Origin of the sequence: Streptomyces sp. Ag109_O5-10, assembly GCF_900105755.1 — a bacterium.
Lineage (GTDB): Bacteria > Actinomycetota > Actinomycetes > Streptomycetales > Streptomycetaceae > Streptomyces.
The window spans coordinates 1000013-1019405 of the sequence record NZ_FNTQ01000001.1 but is presented as its reverse complement, the minus strand read 5'-3'; the positions used below and the strand labels follow the sequence as shown (position 1 = coordinate 1019405).

Here is a 19393-nt window from a genome sequence, read left to right as displayed (position 1 = left end):
GAGGGAGTTGCCCTTCACGTCACCCCTCGTACGTTTCCGTGCCCGGCGCGACACGGCGCGCCGAGCGTCGACCGGGTGGCCCAGCGCTCCGGCAGAGGCCACCCGGTCGGCGGGCAACGGCCCGGCGGCCGCGGGCCGGCCGCGTGGCGCGCGGCTCAGTCCTCGACGGGGTCCACCTGCCAGTCGGGATGCCCCGGCATCGGCGGCGTGTGGGACCCGTACAGCCAAGGCGTCAGAAACGGCGTCAGATCCTCGCCCGCGACCCGGGAGGCGAGCGCGACGAAGTCCTTCGTACCGGCCGCGCGCCCTCGGTACCGGGTCACCCAGGTGCGTTCGATGCGGTCGAACGTCGCGTCACCGACCTTCTCCCGCAGGGCATACAGCACCAGCGCCGAGCCGTCGTAGCGCATCACCTTGAACAGCGTCGGCGCCGTGGGCTCCGCCGGGGCGCCGTCGTCGTGGCGCCACTGGTCGTGCTGCTCGTACGCCGCCCGCATGGCGTCCTCCATGCTGACGCCGCCGTGCTCGGCGGAGTACAGCCGTTCGTAGAAACGGGCATGACCCTCGCTCAGCCACAGGTCGGACCAGCGTCTGACGGCGACGCTGTCGCCCGTCCAATGGTGTGTCAGCTCGTGCACGAGATTGCGTTCGGCGTCGACCCGGTCGCCGAGGAGGTCGCCCTTCGGTACGAGGGACAACGACTGCGTCTCCAGCGCCACCGGCAGGTCGGTGTCGCCGACGAGGATGCCGTAGCGGCTGAACGGGAACGGGCCGAGGTGCTGTTCCAGCCAGGCGAGGTGCTGCGGAGTGAGCGAGCGTTCGGCCTCGGTGTCCGTGACCAGGTCGTCCGGCACCACGTCCCGCACGGCCGGCCCGCCCTGCCCCCGGCCGGCGACGAACGTGAACTTCCCGATCGCCAGCTGGACCAGCTGGGCCGCGATGGGCTCCTCGGAGTCGTACGTCCACTGCACTCGCCCGCCGGGCTGCCGGACGCGTTCGACGAGCCGGCCGTTGGCCACCGCGCTGAGATCCTGCGGGGTGGTGATCCGGAACGTCATGGGGGCCCGCAGGCTGGGGTGGTCGTCGGCCGGGAAGACCATCTTGGCGCCGTCCGGCTGAGCACAGATCAGCGTGCCGTCGGGGGTGGGCACCCAGCCGTACGTGCGGATCGCGTCGCTCCGCTGCCGTCGCTGGGTCGGGTCGGCCGTGTAGGCGACGTGGACGGTGAACGTCCTGCCGCGCGGGATCGGCCGCGCGGGTGTGACGACGAGTTCGTCGCCGTCGCGCACGGCGCCGGCCGGCGCGCCGTCGACGGTGACCCGGTGCAGCGTGTTGCCCGCGAAGTCCAGGTCGAAGCGGGACAGGGCCTGGGTGGCGGTGGCGCTGATGGTGGTACCGGCCGGGAACGGCGTCTCGGGGGCCCGCCAGTCGAGGTCGAGCGTGTAACGGCGGACCGTGTAGCCGCCGTTGCCGTCCAACGGCATGAGCGGGTCGCCGATGCCGGGTGCGCCGGGGGCGGGGGCGCCGCCGGACGAGGCCGCGGAGGCGCCGGGGGCGGCGGATCCGTGGCCCCGGTGCGGGACACCGCCCGAACAGCCGGTGCCGGTGAGCGCGACGGCGCCGGTGAGGGCGAGGGCGGTGCGCAGGGCGCGAGCGGTCGTGATCTTCATGGCAGCACTGTGGCAGCGTTATCCGCTTATAGCACCATTTGCGCTCATCGTGGGCGCCCGTCCGGGCCTGGTGGCCGAACGCCCCGCCGTCCCCCCTCTCGCCGTTGCGGCGGGCGGCCAACTCCCCGTAGAACACCGGCCATGAGAAGACGGATCGTCATGTCCATGCTCGCCGGAGCGGCCCTCCTGGCGAGCACGCTCCTCGGTACGGGGGCGCCCGCCGCCCGTGCCGCCGACGTGCCGGCCGAGTTCGGCACCGACTGGCACGACCCGGTGACCGCGGCCCCGCCGGTCTCCGTGCCCAAGGGTGCCAGGTCCTGCCAAGTCATTCTGGCCGAGGCCCAGTTCCGTGACTTCACGCCGTACCGGGGAACGTACACGCCCCCGCGCGACTGCGGCGACCGCTGGAGCAAGGTCGTGCTGCGGCTGGACGGCAAGGTGAAGGGCCGTCAGTACGACCGCCTGGGCTACCTGCACGTCGGCGGGGTCGAGGTGCTGCGCACCTCCACCCCGGAGCCCTCGCCGGACGGCGTCGAGTGGCACGTGGAGAAGGACGTCACCCGCTACAGCGACACCTTCCGCTCCGCGCAGGACGTCGAGATGCTCATCGGCAACGTCGTCGACGACACCTACACCGGCGTCATCGACGTCAGGGCCACGCTCACCTTCTACGCGGGGCGCCCCGAGGCCCCGGTGCCCGACAAGGTGCTCACCCTGGCCGGTGACGGCACCACCCTCACCACCCCGCGCAACAGTGAACGCGTCGTTGCCGAGGTGTACGCCACCGGGTCCGGCGGCGGCTGCGAGGAGTTCTGGTACCTGACAGTGGCCGACCCGGCGCCGTACTCCTGCAAGGCGGACAAGGGTCCCTACCGGGAGGTGCAGATCAGGGTCGACGGCCGGACGGCAGGCATCGCCGCGCCGTTCCCGAACGTGTGGACGGGCGGCTGGTCCAACCCGTTCCTCTGGTACGTCGTGCCGGGCCCGCGCGCCTTCGACGTGAAGCCGATCGAGTACGACCTGACGCCGTTCGCGGGGATCCTCGACGACGGCCGCCCGCACCGGGTCGAGGTCTCCGTCGCCGGCGTGCCCGCGGGGCAGGAGGGCTGGAGCGCCCCCGTGAACGTGCTGGTCTGGCAGGACGCGCACCGGGCCCGGGTCGCCGGCGCACTCACCGGGGCCACGGCCACCGATCCCGTCAACTCCTCCGTGTACACCCCGGGTTCGGGGGAGTACCGGGTCGACACCGACGCCGGGCACCGGCTCACCGTCTCCGGATACGTCGACACCTCGCACGGCCGGGTGACCACCACCGTCAGCCGCACGCTGGTCAACAGCTCCGTGCACCGCTGGAACGACGGTGAGACGACGGACGCCCTCGACGCCACCTGGACGGACGACCAGAGCGTCACGGTCCGGGCGGGCGGTGCACCCCGGACGACCCGCACCCACCGCACGTACACCATGGACGGCGCCACCACCATCGGCTCCGACGACCGGCTGCGCACCGAACTCACCCTCGGCGACCGGGCGGCGGTCCGGCGGTCCGACGGCGGCTGGTCACGGTTCGACGACACCTACAGCGGGGACGCGACCTTCACCCTGAACGTGCCGCGTGACCAGCGGCACGCGGTCGGCACGTCGAGCGAGCGCTACCGGCTGTACGGCCCGGACGGCTGCTACGACCGCTCGCTGGCCACCGAACAGGGGGTGCTGACGGTCGACCGGAGCCGCTGCTGAGCGGCAGCCGTCGAGCGTGTCGGGTGCGGCGGGTCACCCGGCACGTTGTCTGCACGGCTGTGGCACCGCGCTCTCGAACGCGATCAGGAACGACTCCAGAGTGATCGCCACGGAACTCGCCTTCCACATCGCAGAAGTCCCGCCCGGCTTCGGCGAGTCGCTCCCCCCACGAGGAGTGCCCCTGCCGCTGTCCGCCTCGTCCGCGCCGCGTCGCGTCGCACGCGTACCGCGGACCTTTCTGTGCTCGGCATCGTCGTCGGGCGGCTGTGGCCCGGGTTCGCCTGTGAACCTCCAGCCGCTCGGCGACGTTTCACCCGGCTCAGCAAGACGATCATCCCGCCCCGCGATCAGCAGTGCTTCGCCGCCACCGGACCGTCGACCAGCGTGTCCAGGAGCCCGGCCAGCAGCTCCCGCTGTTCCGGGGAAAGCGGGGCCAGGATCTCCGCGGCCGCCGAGCGTCGCGCCGCCCGCAGCTCGCGCAGGGTCTCGTGCCCCTCGTCCGTGATCTCGATCCGGGTCACCCGGCGGTTCGTCGGATCCGGCACCCGGCACACCTTTCCGCTCGCCTCCAGGCCGTCGACCAGCGTCGTCACCGCGCGCGGGACCACTTCCAGGCGCTCGGCGAGGTCGGCCATGCGTGGGGGCGCCTCGTAGTGCGCGAGGGTGCGCAGCAGCCGAGACTGGGCGGGGGTGACGCCCAGATCGCGCGCCGCCAGATGGCGCTTCTGGATCCGCCACACCCGGCGGGTGAGGCGCAGCAACTGCTCGGCGAGCGGGCCGTCGGGGTCGGGGGTGCTCATGCGGGAATAATAACAGGACCATGTTCATTGTGAGCTTAGGTAACAGTGAGCTATGCTCCGTGAGTCCGTAGACACCACACCCATCCGTAGGAGCCATGCCCCGAGACGAGATCAACTGGACCCCTGACGGCACCTCGGCCGGTCAACCCCGCCAGGTGCGCCGCATCCTCAGGCTCTTCCGCCCCTACCGCGGCCGGCTCGCGGTCGTCGGCCTGCTGGTCGGCGCCGCGTCGCTGGTCTCGGTCGCCACCCCCTTCCTGCTGAAGGCGACCCTCGACACCGCGATCCCGCAGGGCCGCACCGGACTGCTCAGCCTGCTCGCGCTGGGCATGATCCTCAGCGCCGTCCTCAACAGCGTCTTCGGCGTCCTGCAGACGCTGATATCCACCACCGTCGGCCAGCGCGTCATGCACGACCTGCGCACCGCCGTCTACGGCCGGCTGCAGCGCATGTCGCTCGCCTTCTTCACCCGCACCCGCACCGGCGAGGTGCAGTCCCGCATCGCCAACGACATCGGCGGCATGCAGGCCACCGTCACCTCGACGGCCACCTCCCTGGTCTCCAACCTGACCAGCGTCGTCGCCACCATCGTCGCGATGATCGCCCTCGACTGGCGGCTCACCATCGTCTCGATGGTCCTGCTCCCGCTCTTCGTGTGGATCAGCCGCAGGGTCGGCAACGAGCGCAAGAAGATCACCACCGAGCGCCAGAAGCAGATGGCCGCGATGGCCGCGACGGTCACCGAGTCGCTCTCCGTCAGCGGCATCCTGCTCGGCCGCACCATGGGCCGCGCCGACTCGCTGACCGCCTCCTTCGCCGACGAGTCCGAGCAACTGGTCGACCTGGAAGTTAGGTCGAACATGGCAGGGCGCTGGCGGATGGCCGTGATCACCATCGTGATGGCCGCGATGCCCGCCGTCATCTACTGGACCGCCGGCATGGCCCTCCGGCTGGGCGGCCCGCAGATCTCGCTCGGCACCATCGTCGCCTTCGTCTCCCTCCAGCAGGGCCTGTTCCGCCCCGCCGTGAGCCTGCTGGCGACCGGTGTCCAGATCCAGACCTCTCTCGCCCTCTTCCAGCGCATCTTCGAGTACCTCGACCTGCCCATCGACATCACCGAGCGCGACGAGCCGGTCCACCTGGACCAGGTGAAGGGCGAGGTGCGCTTCGAGAAGGTCGAGTTCCGGTACGACGACAAGGGCGGCCCGGTCCTCGACGGCGTCGACATCACCGTCCCGGCCGGCAACAGCCTCGCCGTCGTCGGCCCCACCGGCGCCGGCAAGTCCACGCTGGGCTACCTGGTTCCCCGGCTCTACGACGTCACCGGCGGCCGCGTCACCCTGGACGGCGTCGACGTCCGCGACCTCGACTTCGACACCCTCGCCCGCGCGGTCGGCGTCGTCTCCCAGGAGACGTACCTCTTCCACGCCTCGGTCGCCGACAACCTGCGCTTCGCCAAGCCGGACGCCACCGACGAGGAACTGCACGCGGCGGCCCGCGCGGCCCAGATACACGATCACATCGCCGGGCTGTCCGACGGCTACGACACCGTCGTCGGCGAACGCGGGCACCGCTTCTCGGGCGGCGAGAAGCAGCGGCTGGCCATCGCCCGCACCATCCTGCGCGACCCGCCGGTCCTCATCCTCGACGAGGCGACCAGCGCCCTGGACACCCGCACCGAACACGCGGTCCAGGACGCCATCGACGCCCTGTCGGCCAACCGGACGACCATCACCATCGCCCACCGGCTCTCCACGATCCAGGGTGCCGACCAGATCGTCGTCCTCGACTCCGGACGGGTGGCCGAACGCGGCACGCACGAGGAACTGCTGGAACTCGACGGCCGCTACGCGGCGCTGGTGCGCCGGGACGCCCGGCTGGAGACGACGGGGGAACAGCCGGCACCGGAGCGGCCCGGAACCGGTGAGCCGGCCCAGCGGGAGACGGCCCTGCGGTCGGTCCGCAGGAGGGGCGACCGGGGACGCAGGCACGTGACGCCGCCGACCGGCTGAAGCCGACGGAGGGCGCCGACCGGCCATGGCTGTCCCTCGCGCCCCGTCGGTTGCCTGACGACGGCCGGCCCACCTCCGTCGGCCCGCCTGAGCCGACAAATCGCGGCCGACAAGCTGAAGATATGCCGGGTTTGTGGCGTTCTGCGGGCTAACGTGCCCGCATGCAGATGAACACTCCGTCACGGACCCGGGGCCGGCGGGCGTCCGCCGGCCGTGGCGCCTCGACGCGCGGCAAGTCGGTCCGGCTGACCCGTCGGGGCAGGCTCGCCCTCGTCGTGGCCGGCGCCGTCGTCGCCGGTGCCGCCGTGGCGGTGCCGCTGCTGTCCCTGGCCGGCGCCACGGCCGGACCCGCCACCCTGGTCATCCCGGAGGGCTGGCGCGCGTCCCAGGTCTACGACGCCGTCGACAAGGCGCTCGCCCTCCCGGCCGGAAGCACCAGGAACTCGGTCGGATCCGCGGGTCTGAAACTCCCCGGCGAGGCCGGGGGCAACCCGGAGGGCTACCTCTTCCCGGCCACCTATCCCCTGGACAAGGACGCGACCCCGCAGTCGGTGCTGCGGTTCATGGTCGACACCGCCAACCAGCGGTTCGGCTGGGCCCCCGTCGCGGCCGGTGCGCAGCGCGACGCGATGAACGTCTACCAGGCGGTGACCATCGCCAGCATCGTCCAGGCCGAGGCCGCCGACAAGGCCGACATGGGAAAGGTGGCGCGCGTCGTCCTCAACCGGCTGCAGCGGGGCATGCCCCTCCAGATGGACTCCACCCTCAACTACGCCCTCAACCGCAGCACCCTCAACACCACGGTGAACGACACCCGCGTCGAGAACCCGTACAACTCCTACCAGCGCATGGGCCTGCCGCCCACCCCGATCGACAACCCGGGCACCGACGCGATGCGTGCCGCGCTGAACCCGCCGCCGGGCAACTGGCTCTACTTCGTCACGGTCAAACCGGGGGACACGCGGTTCACCGCCGACTTCGCCGAACACCAGCGCAACGTCGCCGACTTCAACGCCGCGCAGAAGGCCAGGAGCCAGCGGTCGCCGCAGGTCTCGCTGCCGCCGCGGTGAGCGGCCGGCGCGTCACGCGGCGACCGGCTCCCCGGCCAGCAGCCGCCTGATGTCCCGTACGGCCTCGCGCCCCGCGCGGTTGGCGCCGATGGTGCTGGCGGACGGGCCGTAGCCGACGAGGTGGACACGCGGGTCGGCGACCGCGCGGGTCCCCTCGACCCTGATCCCGCCGCCCGGCTCGCGCAGCCGCAGCGGGGTCAGATGATCCAGGGCCGCCCGGAAACCGGTGGCCCAGAGGATGACGTCCGCGTCGACGTGCCGCCCGTCGTCCCAGGCCACACCGTCGGGCGTGACGCGGTCGAACATCGGCTGCCGGTCCAGGACCCCGTCCTTCAGGCCCTGCCGGATCGCGTCGTTGAGCGGAAGCCCGGTGACCGAGACCACGCTGCGCGGCGGCAGCCCCTGCCGTACCCGCTCCTCCACCAGCGCCACCGCCGCCCGGCCCGCGCCCTCGTCGAAGGGGCCCTCGCGGAAGACCGGTGGGCGCCGGGTGACCCAGGTCGTGGCGGCCGCGTACGGGGCGAGTTCCAGCAGGTGCTGGGTGCCGGAGGCGCCGCCGCCGACGACCACGACCCGTTTCCCGGCGAACTCCTCGGGCCCGGCGTACTGCGCGGTGTGCAACTGCCGGCCCCGGAAGGTCTCCTGGCCCGGATAGCGCGGCCAGAACGGCCGGTCCCAGGTGCCGGTGGCGTTGATCAGCGCCCGCGTCGACCAGTCGCCCTGGTCGGTCTCCACGAGCAGCCGCCCGCCCGTGCCCTCGCGCACCGCACGGACGTCGACCGGCCGGTGCACCCGCAGGCCGAAGGTGCGCTCGTACTCCGCGAAGTACTCCCCGATGACCTCGGCGGACGGCCGTGCCGGGTCCGCCCCGGTCAGCTCCATGCCCGGGAGCGCGTGCATCCCGTGCACCCTGCCGTAGGTCAGCGACGGCCACCGGAACTGCCAGGCGCCGCCGGGCGCGGGGGAGTGGTCGAGCACGACGAAGTCGCGGTCCGGCTCGAAACCGGTGCGCCGCAGGTGATAGGCGCTGGACAGACCGGCCTGACCAGCGCCGATGACGACTACCTCGACCTCTTGGGCCGCACGCGCGTTGTTCACGCCTGTGCCAACAGCGGAGACGGCCGCGGATCTTCCCGGCCCGGCCGTTGCGCCGGCCCCGTCGCGCATGGGACAGGATGGAGGCATGTCGGATGCCTTCACCACACGAGAACTCGACGTCGCCACCGGCAGCCGGGAGCGGGTCGTCGACCTGACCGCGGACTGCGAGGACTTCCTCCGTGAGGCCGCGGCCGGCCGCGACGGACTGCTGAACATCTTCGTCCCGCACGCGACGGCCGGTGTCGCGGTCCTGGAGACCGGCGCCGGCAGCGACGACGACCTGCTGGCCACCCTGCACACCCTGCTCCCCGCCGACGACCGCTGGCAGCACCGGCACGGCAGCCCCGGACACGGCCGCGACCACGTCCTCCCGGCGATCGTCCCCCCGCACGCGACCCTCCCGGTCATCGACGGCCGCCTGGCGCTGGGCACCTGGCAGTCGGTATGCCTGGTCGACACGAACCGGGACAATCCACAGCGAAAGGTGCGACTTACGTTCCTCGGCGGCTCCTGACCGGGTCGGGGCCGGTCAGGGCGCCGCGTCCAGGAGATCGACGGCACTCTGCTGGCGGGCGGCGTCCACCTGGTCGAGCGGCCCGTACCAGCGCAGGCCGTACTGGTCGAGGGCGTTGCGGTCGCTCGCGTGGGCGCGGTCGGCCTGCCGTTCGAGGTAGGCGGTGTAGGGGTGGTCCGGCAGGACCGAGTTGAGCTTGCCGAGGCCGCGCACGTCGGCGCCCTTGAAGGACGGGCCGTCGGCTCCGCAGTCGCCGCCCTCGCACGGATCGCGCAGGATGCCGTCGGAGGTGTGGAGCAGCGGGGTCGTGGTGGCGGCGTCGGCGATCTGCCGTGCGCTGGTGAGGAGCCGGCCGTCGCCCGTGGCCCGGTACAGCTCGGCGAGTGCGCCGAGGAGCACGCCCTGGTTGTACGACCAGACGGCCTGCCCGTTGTTGCCGCAGGTGGACAGGTCGATGCCGTCGTTGACCAGGTGCGCGCCATTGACCATGCCGGTGCCCTGGAACCAGGTCCAGCCGGCCCGGGCCCGCCCCAGGTACGTCGTGTCGCCCTGGACCCGGTTGTGGAGAGCCGCGTTGAGCTGGATGTAGAGGGAGTTGGCGATCGCGTTCTTGTAGGTCCGCGCCGTGCTCCACCACACTCCGCCGCCGCAGGTGGAGTCCCAGTAGGCGGCCATGTGGTCGGCGTCCGCGCGGGCCGTGGCCAGGTACCGGCTGTCGCCGGTCAGGTCGTAGGCGGCGACCCAGGCGAGGCCCCACCAGCCGGTGTCGTCGATGTAGTCGTTGCGGAACTGGCCGCCCTGCGCGTTGATGTTGAGGTCGTAGGTGCGGGCGACGGCGTACCGGTAACTGCCCATGCCCGTCACGCGGATGTTGTCGATGACCGCGGTCAGGGCGTTGGCCGAGTTCCACCAGCCGGTGGTGTCGAACAGGCCGGTTCGGTAGTCGTAGAAGGCCATCAGGCCGGTGGCCGCGGCGGTGCGCGGCTCGCCCGCGTTCCAGGTGGTGCGGGCCCAGGGGGTGCACGCGATCTCGGCGCGGTCCCCGGCCTTTCCGCAGGCGCGCAGCGCGCCGACGCCGAGGTTGTTCCAGTCGTCGACGTTGTACATGAGTGTGCGCCAGCCGCGCTGACCGCTGGGCACGGTGGTGTCGCCGAGCTTGCTGCCCGAACTCCAGGTGCGGCCGCCGTCGAAGGAGCGGTCGAGCCACACCTCGTCACCCGGGTTGCCGTTGTCGACGGAGGCCCAGCCCATCGCGTCGGTGTCGTCGAAGTGCAGGACGATCGACCGTGCGTAGATGCTCGCCGTGACCGGGGTGCGGTCGCCCGGGGCGAGCGCCGGGTCCCGGGCGTCGCAGTACTTGTTGCATACGGCCGCCGCCGCGCCCGTGTCGGCCGCGGCCGCCGGGGGCGTGAGGGGGACGAGGGCGGTGAACAGTGCCGGAGCGAGTGCCGCCGCCAGTCGGCGAAGGCGGCGGCTGCCCGGTCTGCGCACGGAGGGCATGGGGACCTCCCTGCTTCGGGGACGGATGTGAGAGCGCTCTCGGAACGTAGAAAAGAGAAGGGAAGGCGTCAACGTCGCGCGCGGGTACGGATGTTGCGTTCGAGTCCGTACCAACCTGCACTCAGGTCTGCACTAAAGGGCACCCGCCAGCACCTCGGCGGCGGCCACCCCGGAGGCGGCCGTGGCGCCGTGCGTGAAGATCTGGGCGGCCGAGGGGGCGACGGTGCCCGGCAGGCCCATCTCCACGACGATCGCGTCGGGCCGGGCGGCGACCAGCTCCGTGAGGGCCTGTGCCATCCACGTGTGCCGGGCGGCGTCGCGCACCACCACGACCAGGGGCCGTCCCGCGGCGGGGGCGAGCGCCCGCGTCTCCAGCGTGCCGGTGCGGGACAGCAGCTCCTCGCGGCCCACCCGGACGGAGGTCGTCCCCGGCAGCCGCTCGCCCAGCGGCGCGGCCACTCCCCACGGGGTCTCCTTGCCGATGGCCAGGTTGGTGGTGGGCGCCAGTTCCACCACGTGCGGCGCGTTGACCAGGGGCAGGGCATGCCGGACGGCTCCGGTCAGCCGGATGGCACGGCGGGCCGCCGTGAAGCCGATGCCCTCGGCGTCCCAGAGGGCGGCGCCGGCCGGGTTCAGCCCCGCCGCCCAGGCCGCGAACTCGCGGACGCGAAGACTCGCCTCGGCGAGCCGCTCCTCCGGCAGGCCGCCCGCGAGGACGGCTTCCACGAGCGCGTTGACGAGCTGGAGGGCGGTGCCCTCGTCGGCGTTCTCGCCGCCGACACAGACGGCGTCGGCACCGGCGGCGACGGCCCGGACCGTGGCTCCGCCGATCCCGTACCGGCCGGTCACGGCGCCCATCTCGATGGCGTCGGTGACGATGATGCCGTCGAACCCGAGTTCCTGGCGCAGCAGTTCCTCCAGGATGCGGCGGCTCAGCGTGGCGGGCAGGTCGGGGTCGTAGGCGGGGACCAGCAGATGGCCGCTCATCACCGCGCGGACGCCGGCGTCGAGGGCGGCCCGGAACGGCGGCAGGGCCTGCTCGGCGATCCGTTCCCGGTCGGCCTCGTAGACGGGCAGGCCGTGGTGGGAGTCGACCGCCACGTCGCCGTGGCCGGGGAAGTGCTTGGCGCAGGCGGCGACACCGGCCGACTGGAGTCCGCGGATCCAGGCGCCGGTGTGCCGCGCGACCACCTTGGCGTCGACGCCGAAGGATCTGACCCCGATGATCGGGTTGTCGGGGTTGGAGTTCACGTCCGCGCTCGGCGCGTAGTCGAGGCTCACCCCGGCCGTGCGCAGCTGACGGCCCAGGTCGGCGGCGACGGCCTCGGTGAGTTCGGTGTCGTCGACGGTTCCGAGCGCGAAGTTGCCCGGCCGGGTGGAGCCGGTCGCCGACTCGATCCGGGTGACGTCACCGGCCTCCTCGTCGATCGCGATGATCAACTCAGGGTTTTCCGCGCGTAGTTGCCCGGTCAGCCGGGCGACCTGCTCGGGCGTGACGATGTTGCGGGAGAAGAGCACGACCGATGCCAGCCCGTCCCCGATCTCGCGCAGCACCCAGTCGGGGGCCTCGGTGCCCACGAACCCCGGCTGCAGGACGGAGCGCGCCAGTCGTCGCAACTCCTGGCTGTGCTTGCTGGAGACCATAGCGTGCGCCCTCCTGTTGGTACAGACCAATGCGTCTCCGTCAGGCTAACGGCACGTGTCAAGAGGGCCCGGGGGGCGCCCTGTTGGTGCAACCCGCCCTCAACTGGGGTGTTTGACAGGATGAGTTGGTCTAGTCCAAGTTGGAGGCACGCGAGTTCGAAGAGGGGCTGGTGTGGCCCGTGGTGCAGTGACCCTGCAGGCACGGTCCCCGCCCCTCCCGCCGCGCAGTTGGCGACCCGGACGGGCCGCCGGTACCTGATATCGAGGTGTGGAGCACCGCATGCCCACGACTGACCGTTATCTCCATCGAGCCCCCTCGGACATCCCCTACTTCAGCTCGGACGGCGAGACCTACCTCGCCCAGACACCCCTGCGGGACCTGACCAAGACCCGCCCGCTGCGAGTCCTCTCCGAGGAGGACCTCGCCCACTGGCAGACGTACGGCTACGTAGTGGTGAAGCAGGCCATTCCCACCGCCGCGGCCCGCGAACTGCTCGACTTCGCCTGGGAGTTCGAGGGGCTGGACCCCGAGCGCCCGGAGACCTGGTACGAGGAGCGCGAGTACCGCTCCGACCTCGACCGGGACCTGCACGTCTACGGCTTCGTCGAGGCCTACCACCACCAGCTCATCTGGGAGAGCCGGCAGAACCGCCGCGTCTACGACGCCTTCGTCGACGTCTGGGACTGCGAAGAGCTCTGGGTGACCCTCGACCGGCTCAACCTGAACCCGCCCAACATCAGGAACCGCGACCGGGCCCTGATCCCGGGCACCGCCGAGGGCTTCGACATCGAACTGCACTGGGATGTCGACACCACGCTCGGCGTGCTGCCGCAGCGGGTCCAGGGGATCATCGCCCTCACCGACACCAGGCCCGAAGTGGGCGGCTTCCAGTGCTGCCCCGAGCTGTTCAAACGCTTCGACCAGTGGAAGGCGTTCCAGCCGGCGGACCGCGACCCGATCCGGCCCAGGATCGACCGCGCCGAGTTCCCCGTGGTGCGCCCGCAGCTCGAAGCCGGCGACCTGTTGATCTTCAACGGCCTGCTGGCCCACGGTGTCGCGCCGAACACCTCCGAACGGACGGTGCGCGCGGTCCAGTACCTGTCGATGATGCCGGCGCTGGAGTCCCACGACACGCTCAGGCGCTCCCGGGTCGAGTCCTGGCGCACCCTCGCCACGCCCGACTGGAACCCGACCCTGCTGGGCGACGCCAGGCGCCACGAGTCCCTGCGGTACGGCAGGGCCACGCTCGACGACCTCGGCGCCAAGCTGCTGGGCCTCAGGTCCTGGACCGGTGCGGACCTCGACGGTACGGACCTCGACGGCACGGACCTCGACGGTACGGAGCGGCCGGCCGGAGATGAGACATGCGCCGAATCTGCCTGACCCTGCCGACCAACAGGCCCTGCGCGGCGACCATCACGGCCCTGGCCGAGGAAGCGGCCTACGCCGTCCGGCACTTCGACGCCGAGGTGCACCTCCTGATCCTGGACTCCTGCGCGGCACCGGCCTTCGCCGAACACGCCGAGGCCGTGCGCCGGACCCCCGACCACCCGCGGATCGTCGTCCACCATCTCGACGAGGCACGGCAGCGGGACTTCCTGCGGCGCGCGATCGACCGGTCCGCGGCCACGAAGCCCGACCTCCTGCTGGACCTGATGCTTCCCGCCGGCGTCTCCTACGGCGCCTGCACCAACCGCGCCTTCCTGCTCGCCGCCGCACTCGGCTGCGAGTCCGTGCACCGCAGGGACTCCGACAGCCGGTACCAGGTCGTGGACGGCGAGCCCGTCTTCCCCGTCCACCACGAACTGCTGTCGCTCGGCAGGCGCGCGGCCGACGCCGCCCGCCACGTCACCGGGGCCGCACTCGCCGCCGACCGCATGGACCGGCGGGTGGCGATGGTCGGCAGCTCCTTCGTGGGCGAACTTTCCGTGGACATAAGCGAGATACTCCGGATCGACCCGGACGTGTACCACGACATGGTCGGCCTGTGGGCGCCCGCGCACTGGACGGCCGAGCAGAAGCGGGAACTCGCCGAGGAGTCCTTCCGGGGCGCCGGCACGGACGCCTTCACCGCGGACCACTCCATCCTGACCGTGGTCGACCCCATGCGCGTGGACATGTGCAACATCGCCTTCCACGGCGTGCACGAACACGTGCCGCTGCCGCCGGCCATCGACACGATCGGCAGCGACTACTTCCTGATCCACCTGGTCCACGACGCCGCACTGCCCGGCGTCCTGCACAACCGGAACATCGTCAACTTCTACACCGGCGAACGCCGGACCGACTCCGGCTTCGTCGCGTACCAGCTGCGTTTCGTCAAGTTCCTGCTGTCGATGCTCTACTTCAACTTCGTCTACGACCGGATGGGGCTGGCCGGCGAGTCGCTGCTCGACGGGCAGGGGCAGGTGCGCGCCTCCGTCGTGGCCCGGCTGGCCAGGGAGAGCGCGGGCCTCGACCGGGGCGAGAACGTGCACCGGCTGGACGTCCTCGACACCGCGTACCGCAGACTCGGGGGCCGGTACGCGCGGTTCGCCGACCTGCTGGCCGGACGCCGCGACCGCCTGCTGGACGAAGCACGCGGCGACATCGAGGACTTCGCCCTGCTCACGGAGGCGTGGGAGCCCCTGGTCGACGCGGCCCGCGGCACTTCCGTACCCCGGACGCCCGGGCCGCAGCGGTGACGGCGGCCATGGCCCACGTCTCCCCGCTGCGTGCCGCGCTGACGGACGCCACCGAGGACGGGATCTTCTTCGACCTGGCCGGAATCCGCCGCAGCTACCACACCCTGCGACGCGAACTGCCGGGCGTCGACGTCCGGTTCGCCCTGAAGTCCTGCCCGGTGGACGAGGTGCTCGGCTGTCTCGCGGACGAGGGCGCCGGGGTCGACGGGGCGAGCCCGCGCGAACTGGAGCAGGCGCTGCGCGCGGGTGTGCCGGCCGGCCGGACGCACTACGGCAACACCGTCAAGTCCGACCGGGACATCGCCGAAGCCCACCGGCTCGGCGTCCGGGACTTCGCGACCGACAGCATCGAGGACCTGGCCGCCATCGCGACCCACGCCCCGGGAGCCCGTGTGTTCTGCCGGCTGGCGACGAGCGGCGACGGCGCACTGTGGGGACTGAGCAACAAGTTCGGCTGCTCGCCCGCCGACGCGGTGCGCATCCTGACGGCGGCCCGGGGGATGGGTCTGACACCCTCCGGACTGTCGGTGCACGTCGGCTCCCAGCAGATGACGGCCGACGCCTGGCACAACGCCGTCGACTGTCTCGCGGACGTCCTGACCGTCCTGGGCCGGCGCGGGATCGTCCTCGACCACGTCAACCTCGGCGGCGGACTGCCGGCCCTGGGCTACCTCGACCGGCACGGCCTCCCCCTGGAACCGCCCCTGGACAAGATCTTCGCCGTCATCCGGGAGGGAATGCGGCACCTCAGGAAGGTCCACGGCGACCACCTCGCGTTCGTCATGGAGCCGGGGCGCCACCTCGTCGCCGACCACGGGGCCGTCCGCGCCCACGTCGCCCGCCTGTCCGAGCGGCGGCGGCCGGACGGCGAGCGGCAGTACTGGCTCTACCTGAGCTGCGGCAAGTTCAACGGTCTCTACGAGATGGACGCGCTCCAGTACCCGCTCGTCTTCCCGAGCCATCCCGACGCCGGCTCCGGGTACGTCCCCGCCGTCCTGGCGGGGCCCACCTGCGACAGCGACGACGCCTACCCCCAGGGACACGCCCTCGTCCGCGTCCCCCGGGACCTGGCCTCCGGCGACCCCGTCTGGGTGCTCTCCAGCGGCGCCTACGCGATCAGCTACACCACCCAGGGCTTCAACGGCTTCGCCCCGCTCCCGTACACCTGCGTCGGCGGAGGGCACCGGTGAGCGGCGACAGTGTACGCATACGCCACGTCGCCGACGCCGACTGGGACGCCATCAGCGCGATGGAGGCCCGGGCCTACGCGGAACTCGGCCTGTCCGAGGGACAGGCCGCCCTGCGGTCCAGGGCGGACGCCTCGCCGGAGACCTGCTTCGTCCTCGACGTCGGCTCCCGGCCGGCCGGATACGTGCTGGCACTGCCCTATCCCGTGTTCCGGTACCCGGACCTCGAACGGGCGGAGGAGCCCGCCGCCGGCCCCCCGCCCCGGCCACGCAACCTGCATCTGCACGACATGGTCGTGGCGGAACGGCAGCGCGGCAGGGGACTGGGCCGGCGTCTCCTGACCCATCTCACCCAGGCCGCCGGTGCCCGCGGGTTCGAACGGATCTCGCTGATCGCCGTCGGCCGCAGCGAGCCCTTCTGGTCGACCCGCGGGTTCACCGCGTACCCGGGGATCGCCCCCGGCGGATACGGCGCGAACGCCGTCTACATGTCCCGCCCGAACGCCCCGGGCGCGCACGTCCAGGACGTCCATGTCCCGGGCGACGGCCGAGCCGACGAAGCGAGTTGATGCGTGTGTTCCCTGTCCGTGACCCCTTCCAGCGCAGCCAGGTGGCGATCGCCGCGCTGTTCTGCGCCCTCGGCTTCCAGTACGCCACCTGGGCCTCCAGGATCCCCGCCATCAAGGCGGACCTCGGGCTGACCGCGGCCGAGGTGGGGGTGCTGCTGATGGCGGCCGGTATCGGAGCCGTCGCGTCGTTCCCCCTGGTGCCGGCGCTCATGAAACGGCTGGGCTCGGCACGGCTGGCCCTGCTGTCGGCCCTCTGCCTGACCCTGCTGCTCCTGGCCCTCGCGCTCGCCCCGGAATATCCGGTCGCCCTGCTGGTCATGGTCGCCGACGGCGTGTTCGTCGGGTGCCTGAACGTGGCCATGAACGCGCAGGGAACCGCTCTGGAGACCCGGTACACCCGCAACACCATGGCCCGGCTGCACGCGACGTTCAGCGCGGGCTCCCTGCTCGCCGCGCTGCTCGCCTCCGGCATGAACGCGACCACCTCCTCCGTCGCCGCGCACTTCGGGGTGGCCGCGGTGGTCCTCGTCCTCCTGGCGGCTCTGGCACGTCCCGGCCTGCTCCAGGACGAGGCTCCCGCGGCGGAGAAGGACACGGAGGGGGAGAAGGAGCGCAGGAGCCGTGCCGGATGGAGCCTGCCGTCCCGGGTCACGCTCTGGATGTGCTGCGCCATGGCGTTCGGCACGGTGACCGAGGGCGCCATGAACGACTGGTCCGCCCTCTACCTGCGAGAAGTCGCCAAGGCGACCGCCGAGTTGGCGCCGATGGGCATCGCCGTGTTCTCCGGCATGATGGTCCTGGCCCGCATCTTCGCGGACGGCTGGCGCAGCCGCTGGGGCGACGGCCGTGTCGTGCTGTTGGGCAGCGCCCTGGCCGCCGCCGGGCTCGCCTTCGCCCTGCTGACCGGGGGAGTGGCGGCGGCGCTCATCGGGTTCGCCTGCGTCGGACTGGGCTGCGCCGCCGTGACCCCCTGCGTCTACGTCGCCGCGGCCAAGCAGGGTTCGCAGGCGCTGGCCCTGGTCGCGGCCATGGGCACGACGGGCCTGCTGGCCGGGCCGCCGCTCATCGGTTTCGTCGCGGGTTCGAGCAGCCTGGTGTGGGGCCTCGGAGTCGTCGCCGCGGCGGCCGTCGTGGTCTCCCTGTGCAGTACGCGCATCCAGTGGACACCGGTGAGCGGCTGAGCGCGGGGCGGGGGGCCGGGCCGGTCACTCCGGTTTGCGCCACACCGAGATGTGCTTCGCGGCGTCCTGGGTGAACGGCGAGCCGTCCCAGTCGGCCACCCGGCGCTCCAGCGCGAGGCCCGCGATCCGGGCCATCAGGTCCAGCTCCGCGGGCCACGCGTACCGGTGCCGGGAGGCGTCGCGGCGGTAGCGGCCGTCCTCGCCGTCACGGGTGAGGTGGTGCGAGACGAGGATCTGCTCGACCAGGTCGAAGGTGTCGAAGCCGAGGTGCCCGGCTGAGACGTCGAACGGCACCGCGACCTGGCCGGGCGGCAGCAGCCGCAGCGGCGGCACCCCCAGTTCGATCACGAACCGGCCCCCGGGCCGCAGGTGCCGGGCCGCGTTGCGGAAGCACTCGACCTGCTCGTCCTGGGTGAGCAGGTTCGAGATCGTGTTGTAGACGAGATAGACCAGGGCGAACTCGCCGGGCACGGTGGTTGTGGCCATGTCCCCGATCACGACCGGCAGGGTCTGCTCGTCGGCCTTCCGCCGCAGGACCGCCGCCATGTGCTCGGAGAACTCGATGCCCGCCACCGGCACCCCGCGCTCCCGCAGCGGGACGGCGACCCGACCGGTGCCGACGGCGAACTCCAGCGCCCGGCCGTCCCCGGCGAGTTCGGCGAGGAAGTCGACGGTCGGCCCGAGCACCGCGGCCGAGGACATCTCGGTCTCCTCGCCGTCGTAGCGGTCGGCCTCGGCCCTGCCCCACAGCTCACTGGTCGTCACGGGCGGCCACTGTGCCGGGCGGACGACGGCGCTGTCCACCGGATTTCCCGGCCGCCGGCCGCCTTCCGGACCGGGCCGGACCGAGCGCCGGAACCAGCCCCAGCCGCTGGGCGTGCAGGACGGTGGCGAGGCGGTCGCGGGTGCCGAGCTTGCGGTAGATGTTCTCGACGTGCTTGTGCACCGTGCGCGCCGAGATGCCGAGCCGACGGCCGATCGCGTCGGCGGTCAGGGCGTCGGTGAGCAGGAGGAGGACGGTGAGCTCCCGGGGCGTCAGCGCGCACTCCGCCGCGCTCTCCTCCGCCGCACCGGCCGGCGCCGACGACCGGCGCCACTGTTCCAGGAGCCGGCGCTGCTGCTCGACGGCGGCCAGCACCGGCTGGGCGCGCTCGGCGATCCGCAGGTGGTCGTCGGTGAAGTCCGCGCCGGAGCGGTAGACCAGGCAGCCAGTGATCGGCGCGACGGTACCGGGCAGCGGGAGCGCCAGGACCTGGTTCAGGTCCAGGCCGTCGCCGAGCACTCGCGCGGTCTCGCTCACCGGCCAGGCCCGCCCCGCCAGCCGACGGGCCGTCACCGGCGCACGGCCGGGGCCGGCCGCGTAGTGGCGGGCGAAGGGGTAGCCGGAGCGCAGCACCCCCAGCGCCTCGTCGCCGAGCCGGTCCAACGCGTAGGTGGCGGCGGGCGACATGCCGAGCGTGCCCTCGCCCTCGCTCCAGTCGTCCAGCTTGTAGATCAGCGTCTCTCCGTCGCACAGGCCGGTCACGGCGTCGGCCAGCAGCGGCCAGAGCCGCTCGGGCTCGCGTTCGTTGAGCGCGGCGACGGCCAGTCCGGTGAGGCGTTCGTAGGCCCTGTCCAGCCCGTGTACCACGTGTTCCTCTCCGCTCGTGCCCCTACGCAGTTCTACGCATACCCAGGCGACGGCCGGGTGCCGCATGCTTCAACCGGGCACCGGCACCGGATG

General features: G+C 72.2%; 16 protein-coding genes. 9 read left to right on the top strand and 7 right to left on the bottom strand.

Annotation, left to right across the window (positions count from 1 at the left end; genetic code table 11):
- Positions 1 to 155: 155 nt before the first annotated feature.
- Complete coding sequence (locus tag BLW82_RS04785) at positions 156 to 1670, bottom strand: M1 family metallopeptidase (protein ID WP_256215638.1); 1515 nt, start codon at positions 1668 to 1670, stop codon at positions 156 to 158.
- A 141-nt stretch (positions 1671 to 1811) separates the two neighbouring features.
- On the opposite strand from BLW82_RS04785, the gene BLW82_RS04780 reads away from it, so the two are divergent.
- Positions 1812 to 3410, top strand: coding sequence for a peptide-N4-asparagine amidase (locus BLW82_RS04780; protein WP_256215637.1), 1599 nt, complete (start codon positions 1812 to 1814; stop codon positions 3408 to 3410).
- Positions 3411 to 3757: 347 nt separating this feature from the next.
- Here BLW82_RS04780 and BLW82_RS04775 read toward each other — a convergent pair whose 3' ends face one another.
- Positions 3758 to 4210, bottom strand: coding sequence for a MarR family winged helix-turn-helix transcriptional regulator (locus BLW82_RS04775; protein ID WP_093497621.1), 453 nt, complete (start codon positions 4208 to 4210; stop codon positions 3758 to 3760).
- A 95-nt stretch (positions 4211 to 4305) separates the two neighbouring features.
- Here BLW82_RS04775 and BLW82_RS04770 point away from each other — a divergent pair, with 95 nt between their 5' ends.
- Together BLW82_RS04770 and mltG are read left to right on the top strand one after the other, a co-directional pair.
- Complete coding sequence (locus BLW82_RS04770) at positions 4306 to 6222, top strand: ABC transporter ATP-binding protein (protein ID WP_256215636.1); 1917 nt, start codon at positions 4306 to 4308, stop codon at positions 6220 to 6222.
- Positions 6223 to 6383: 161 nt separating this feature from the next.
- On the top strand, positions 6384 to 7292 hold the full coding sequence (mltG, locus tag BLW82_RS04765) for an endolytic transglycosylase MltG (protein WP_256215635.1): 909 nt from the start codon (positions 6384 to 6386) through the stop codon (positions 7290 to 7292).
- Positions 7293 to 7304: 12 nt separating this feature from the next.
- Here mltG and BLW82_RS04760 read toward each other — a convergent pair whose 3' ends face one another.
- Positions 7305 to 8390, bottom strand: a complete 1086-nt coding sequence (locus BLW82_RS04760) for an NAD(P)-binding domain-containing protein (protein ID WP_093497620.1) — start codon at positions 8388 to 8390, stop codon at positions 7305 to 7307.
- 85 nt (positions 8391 to 8475) lie between these two features.
- Between BLW82_RS04760 and BLW82_RS04755 the strand changes: the two genes are divergently transcribed.
- On the top strand, positions 8476 to 8904 hold the full coding sequence (locus tag BLW82_RS04755; RefSeq protein WP_093497619.1) for a secondary thiamine-phosphate synthase enzyme YjbQ: 429 nt from the start codon (positions 8476 to 8478) through the stop codon (positions 8902 to 8904).
- Positions 8905 to 8919: 15 nt separating this feature from the next.
- Here the strand turns inward: BLW82_RS04755 and BLW82_RS04750 are convergent, their stop codons facing one another.
- Both BLW82_RS04750 and BLW82_RS04745 read right to left on the bottom strand, forming a co-directional pair.
- Positions 8920 to 10404, bottom strand: coding sequence for a glycoside hydrolase family 76 protein (locus BLW82_RS04750; RefSeq protein WP_093497618.1), 1485 nt, complete (start codon positions 10402 to 10404; stop codon positions 8920 to 8922).
- Positions 10405 to 10536: 132 nt separating this feature from the next.
- Positions 10537 to 12048 (bottom strand): glycoside hydrolase family 3 protein, encoded by a 1512-nt coding sequence (locus tag BLW82_RS04745; RefSeq protein ID WP_093497617.1) that lies wholly within the window; start codon positions 12046 to 12048, stop codon positions 10537 to 10539.
- Between the two features lie 280 nt (positions 12049 to 12328).
- Here BLW82_RS04745 and BLW82_RS04740 point away from each other — a divergent pair, with 280 nt between their 5' ends.
- Genes BLW82_RS04740 through BLW82_RS04720 form a run of 5 tightly spaced genes read left to right on the top strand, consistent with a single transcriptional unit; the run spans position 12329 to position 17670 of the window.
- The gene (locus BLW82_RS04740) at positions 12329 to 13432 is read left to right on the top strand and encodes a phytanoyl-CoA dioxygenase family protein (RefSeq protein ID WP_093497616.1); all 1104 of its coding nucleotides are present in this window, start codon (positions 12329 to 12331) and stop codon (positions 13430 to 13432) included.
- Entirely contained in the window at positions 13414 to 14733 is a 1320-nt protein-coding gene (locus tag BLW82_RS04735; protein ID WP_093497615.1) for a DUF6271 family protein, read from the top strand. Before BLW82_RS04740 ends, BLW82_RS04735 begins: the two co-directional genes overlap by 19 nt.
- A gap of 8 nt (positions 14734 to 14741) precedes the next feature.
- A complete protein-coding gene (locus BLW82_RS04730) occupies positions 14742 to 15923 on the top strand; it encodes a type III PLP-dependent enzyme (RefSeq protein ID WP_093507856.1) in 1182 nt (393 codons plus the stop codon).
- 59 nt (positions 15924 to 15982) lie between these two features.
- Positions 15983 to 16489 (top strand): GNAT family N-acetyltransferase, encoded by a 507-nt coding sequence (locus tag BLW82_RS04725; RefSeq protein ID WP_093507857.1) that lies wholly within the window; start codon positions 15983 to 15985, stop codon positions 16487 to 16489.
- On the top strand, positions 16489 to 17670 hold the full coding sequence (locus tag BLW82_RS04720; protein ID WP_177232836.1) for an MFS transporter: 1182 nt from the start codon (positions 16489 to 16491) through the stop codon (positions 17668 to 17670). The genes BLW82_RS04725 and BLW82_RS04720 overlap by 1 nt, the downstream gene beginning before the upstream one ends.
- A 24-nt stretch (positions 17671 to 17694) precedes the next feature.
- Here BLW82_RS04720 and BLW82_RS04715 read toward each other — a convergent pair whose 3' ends face one another.
- Positions 17695 to 18435, bottom strand: a complete 741-nt coding sequence (locus BLW82_RS04715; protein ID WP_093497614.1) for a class I SAM-dependent DNA methyltransferase — start codon at positions 18433 to 18435, stop codon at positions 17695 to 17697.
- A complete protein-coding gene (locus BLW82_RS04710) occupies positions 18422 to 19300 on the bottom strand; it encodes a helix-turn-helix transcriptional regulator (RefSeq protein WP_256215633.1) in 879 nt (292 codons plus the stop codon). The genes BLW82_RS04715 and BLW82_RS04710 overlap by 14 nt, the downstream gene beginning before the upstream one ends.
- Between the last annotated feature and the right edge of the window lie 93 nt (positions 19301 to 19393).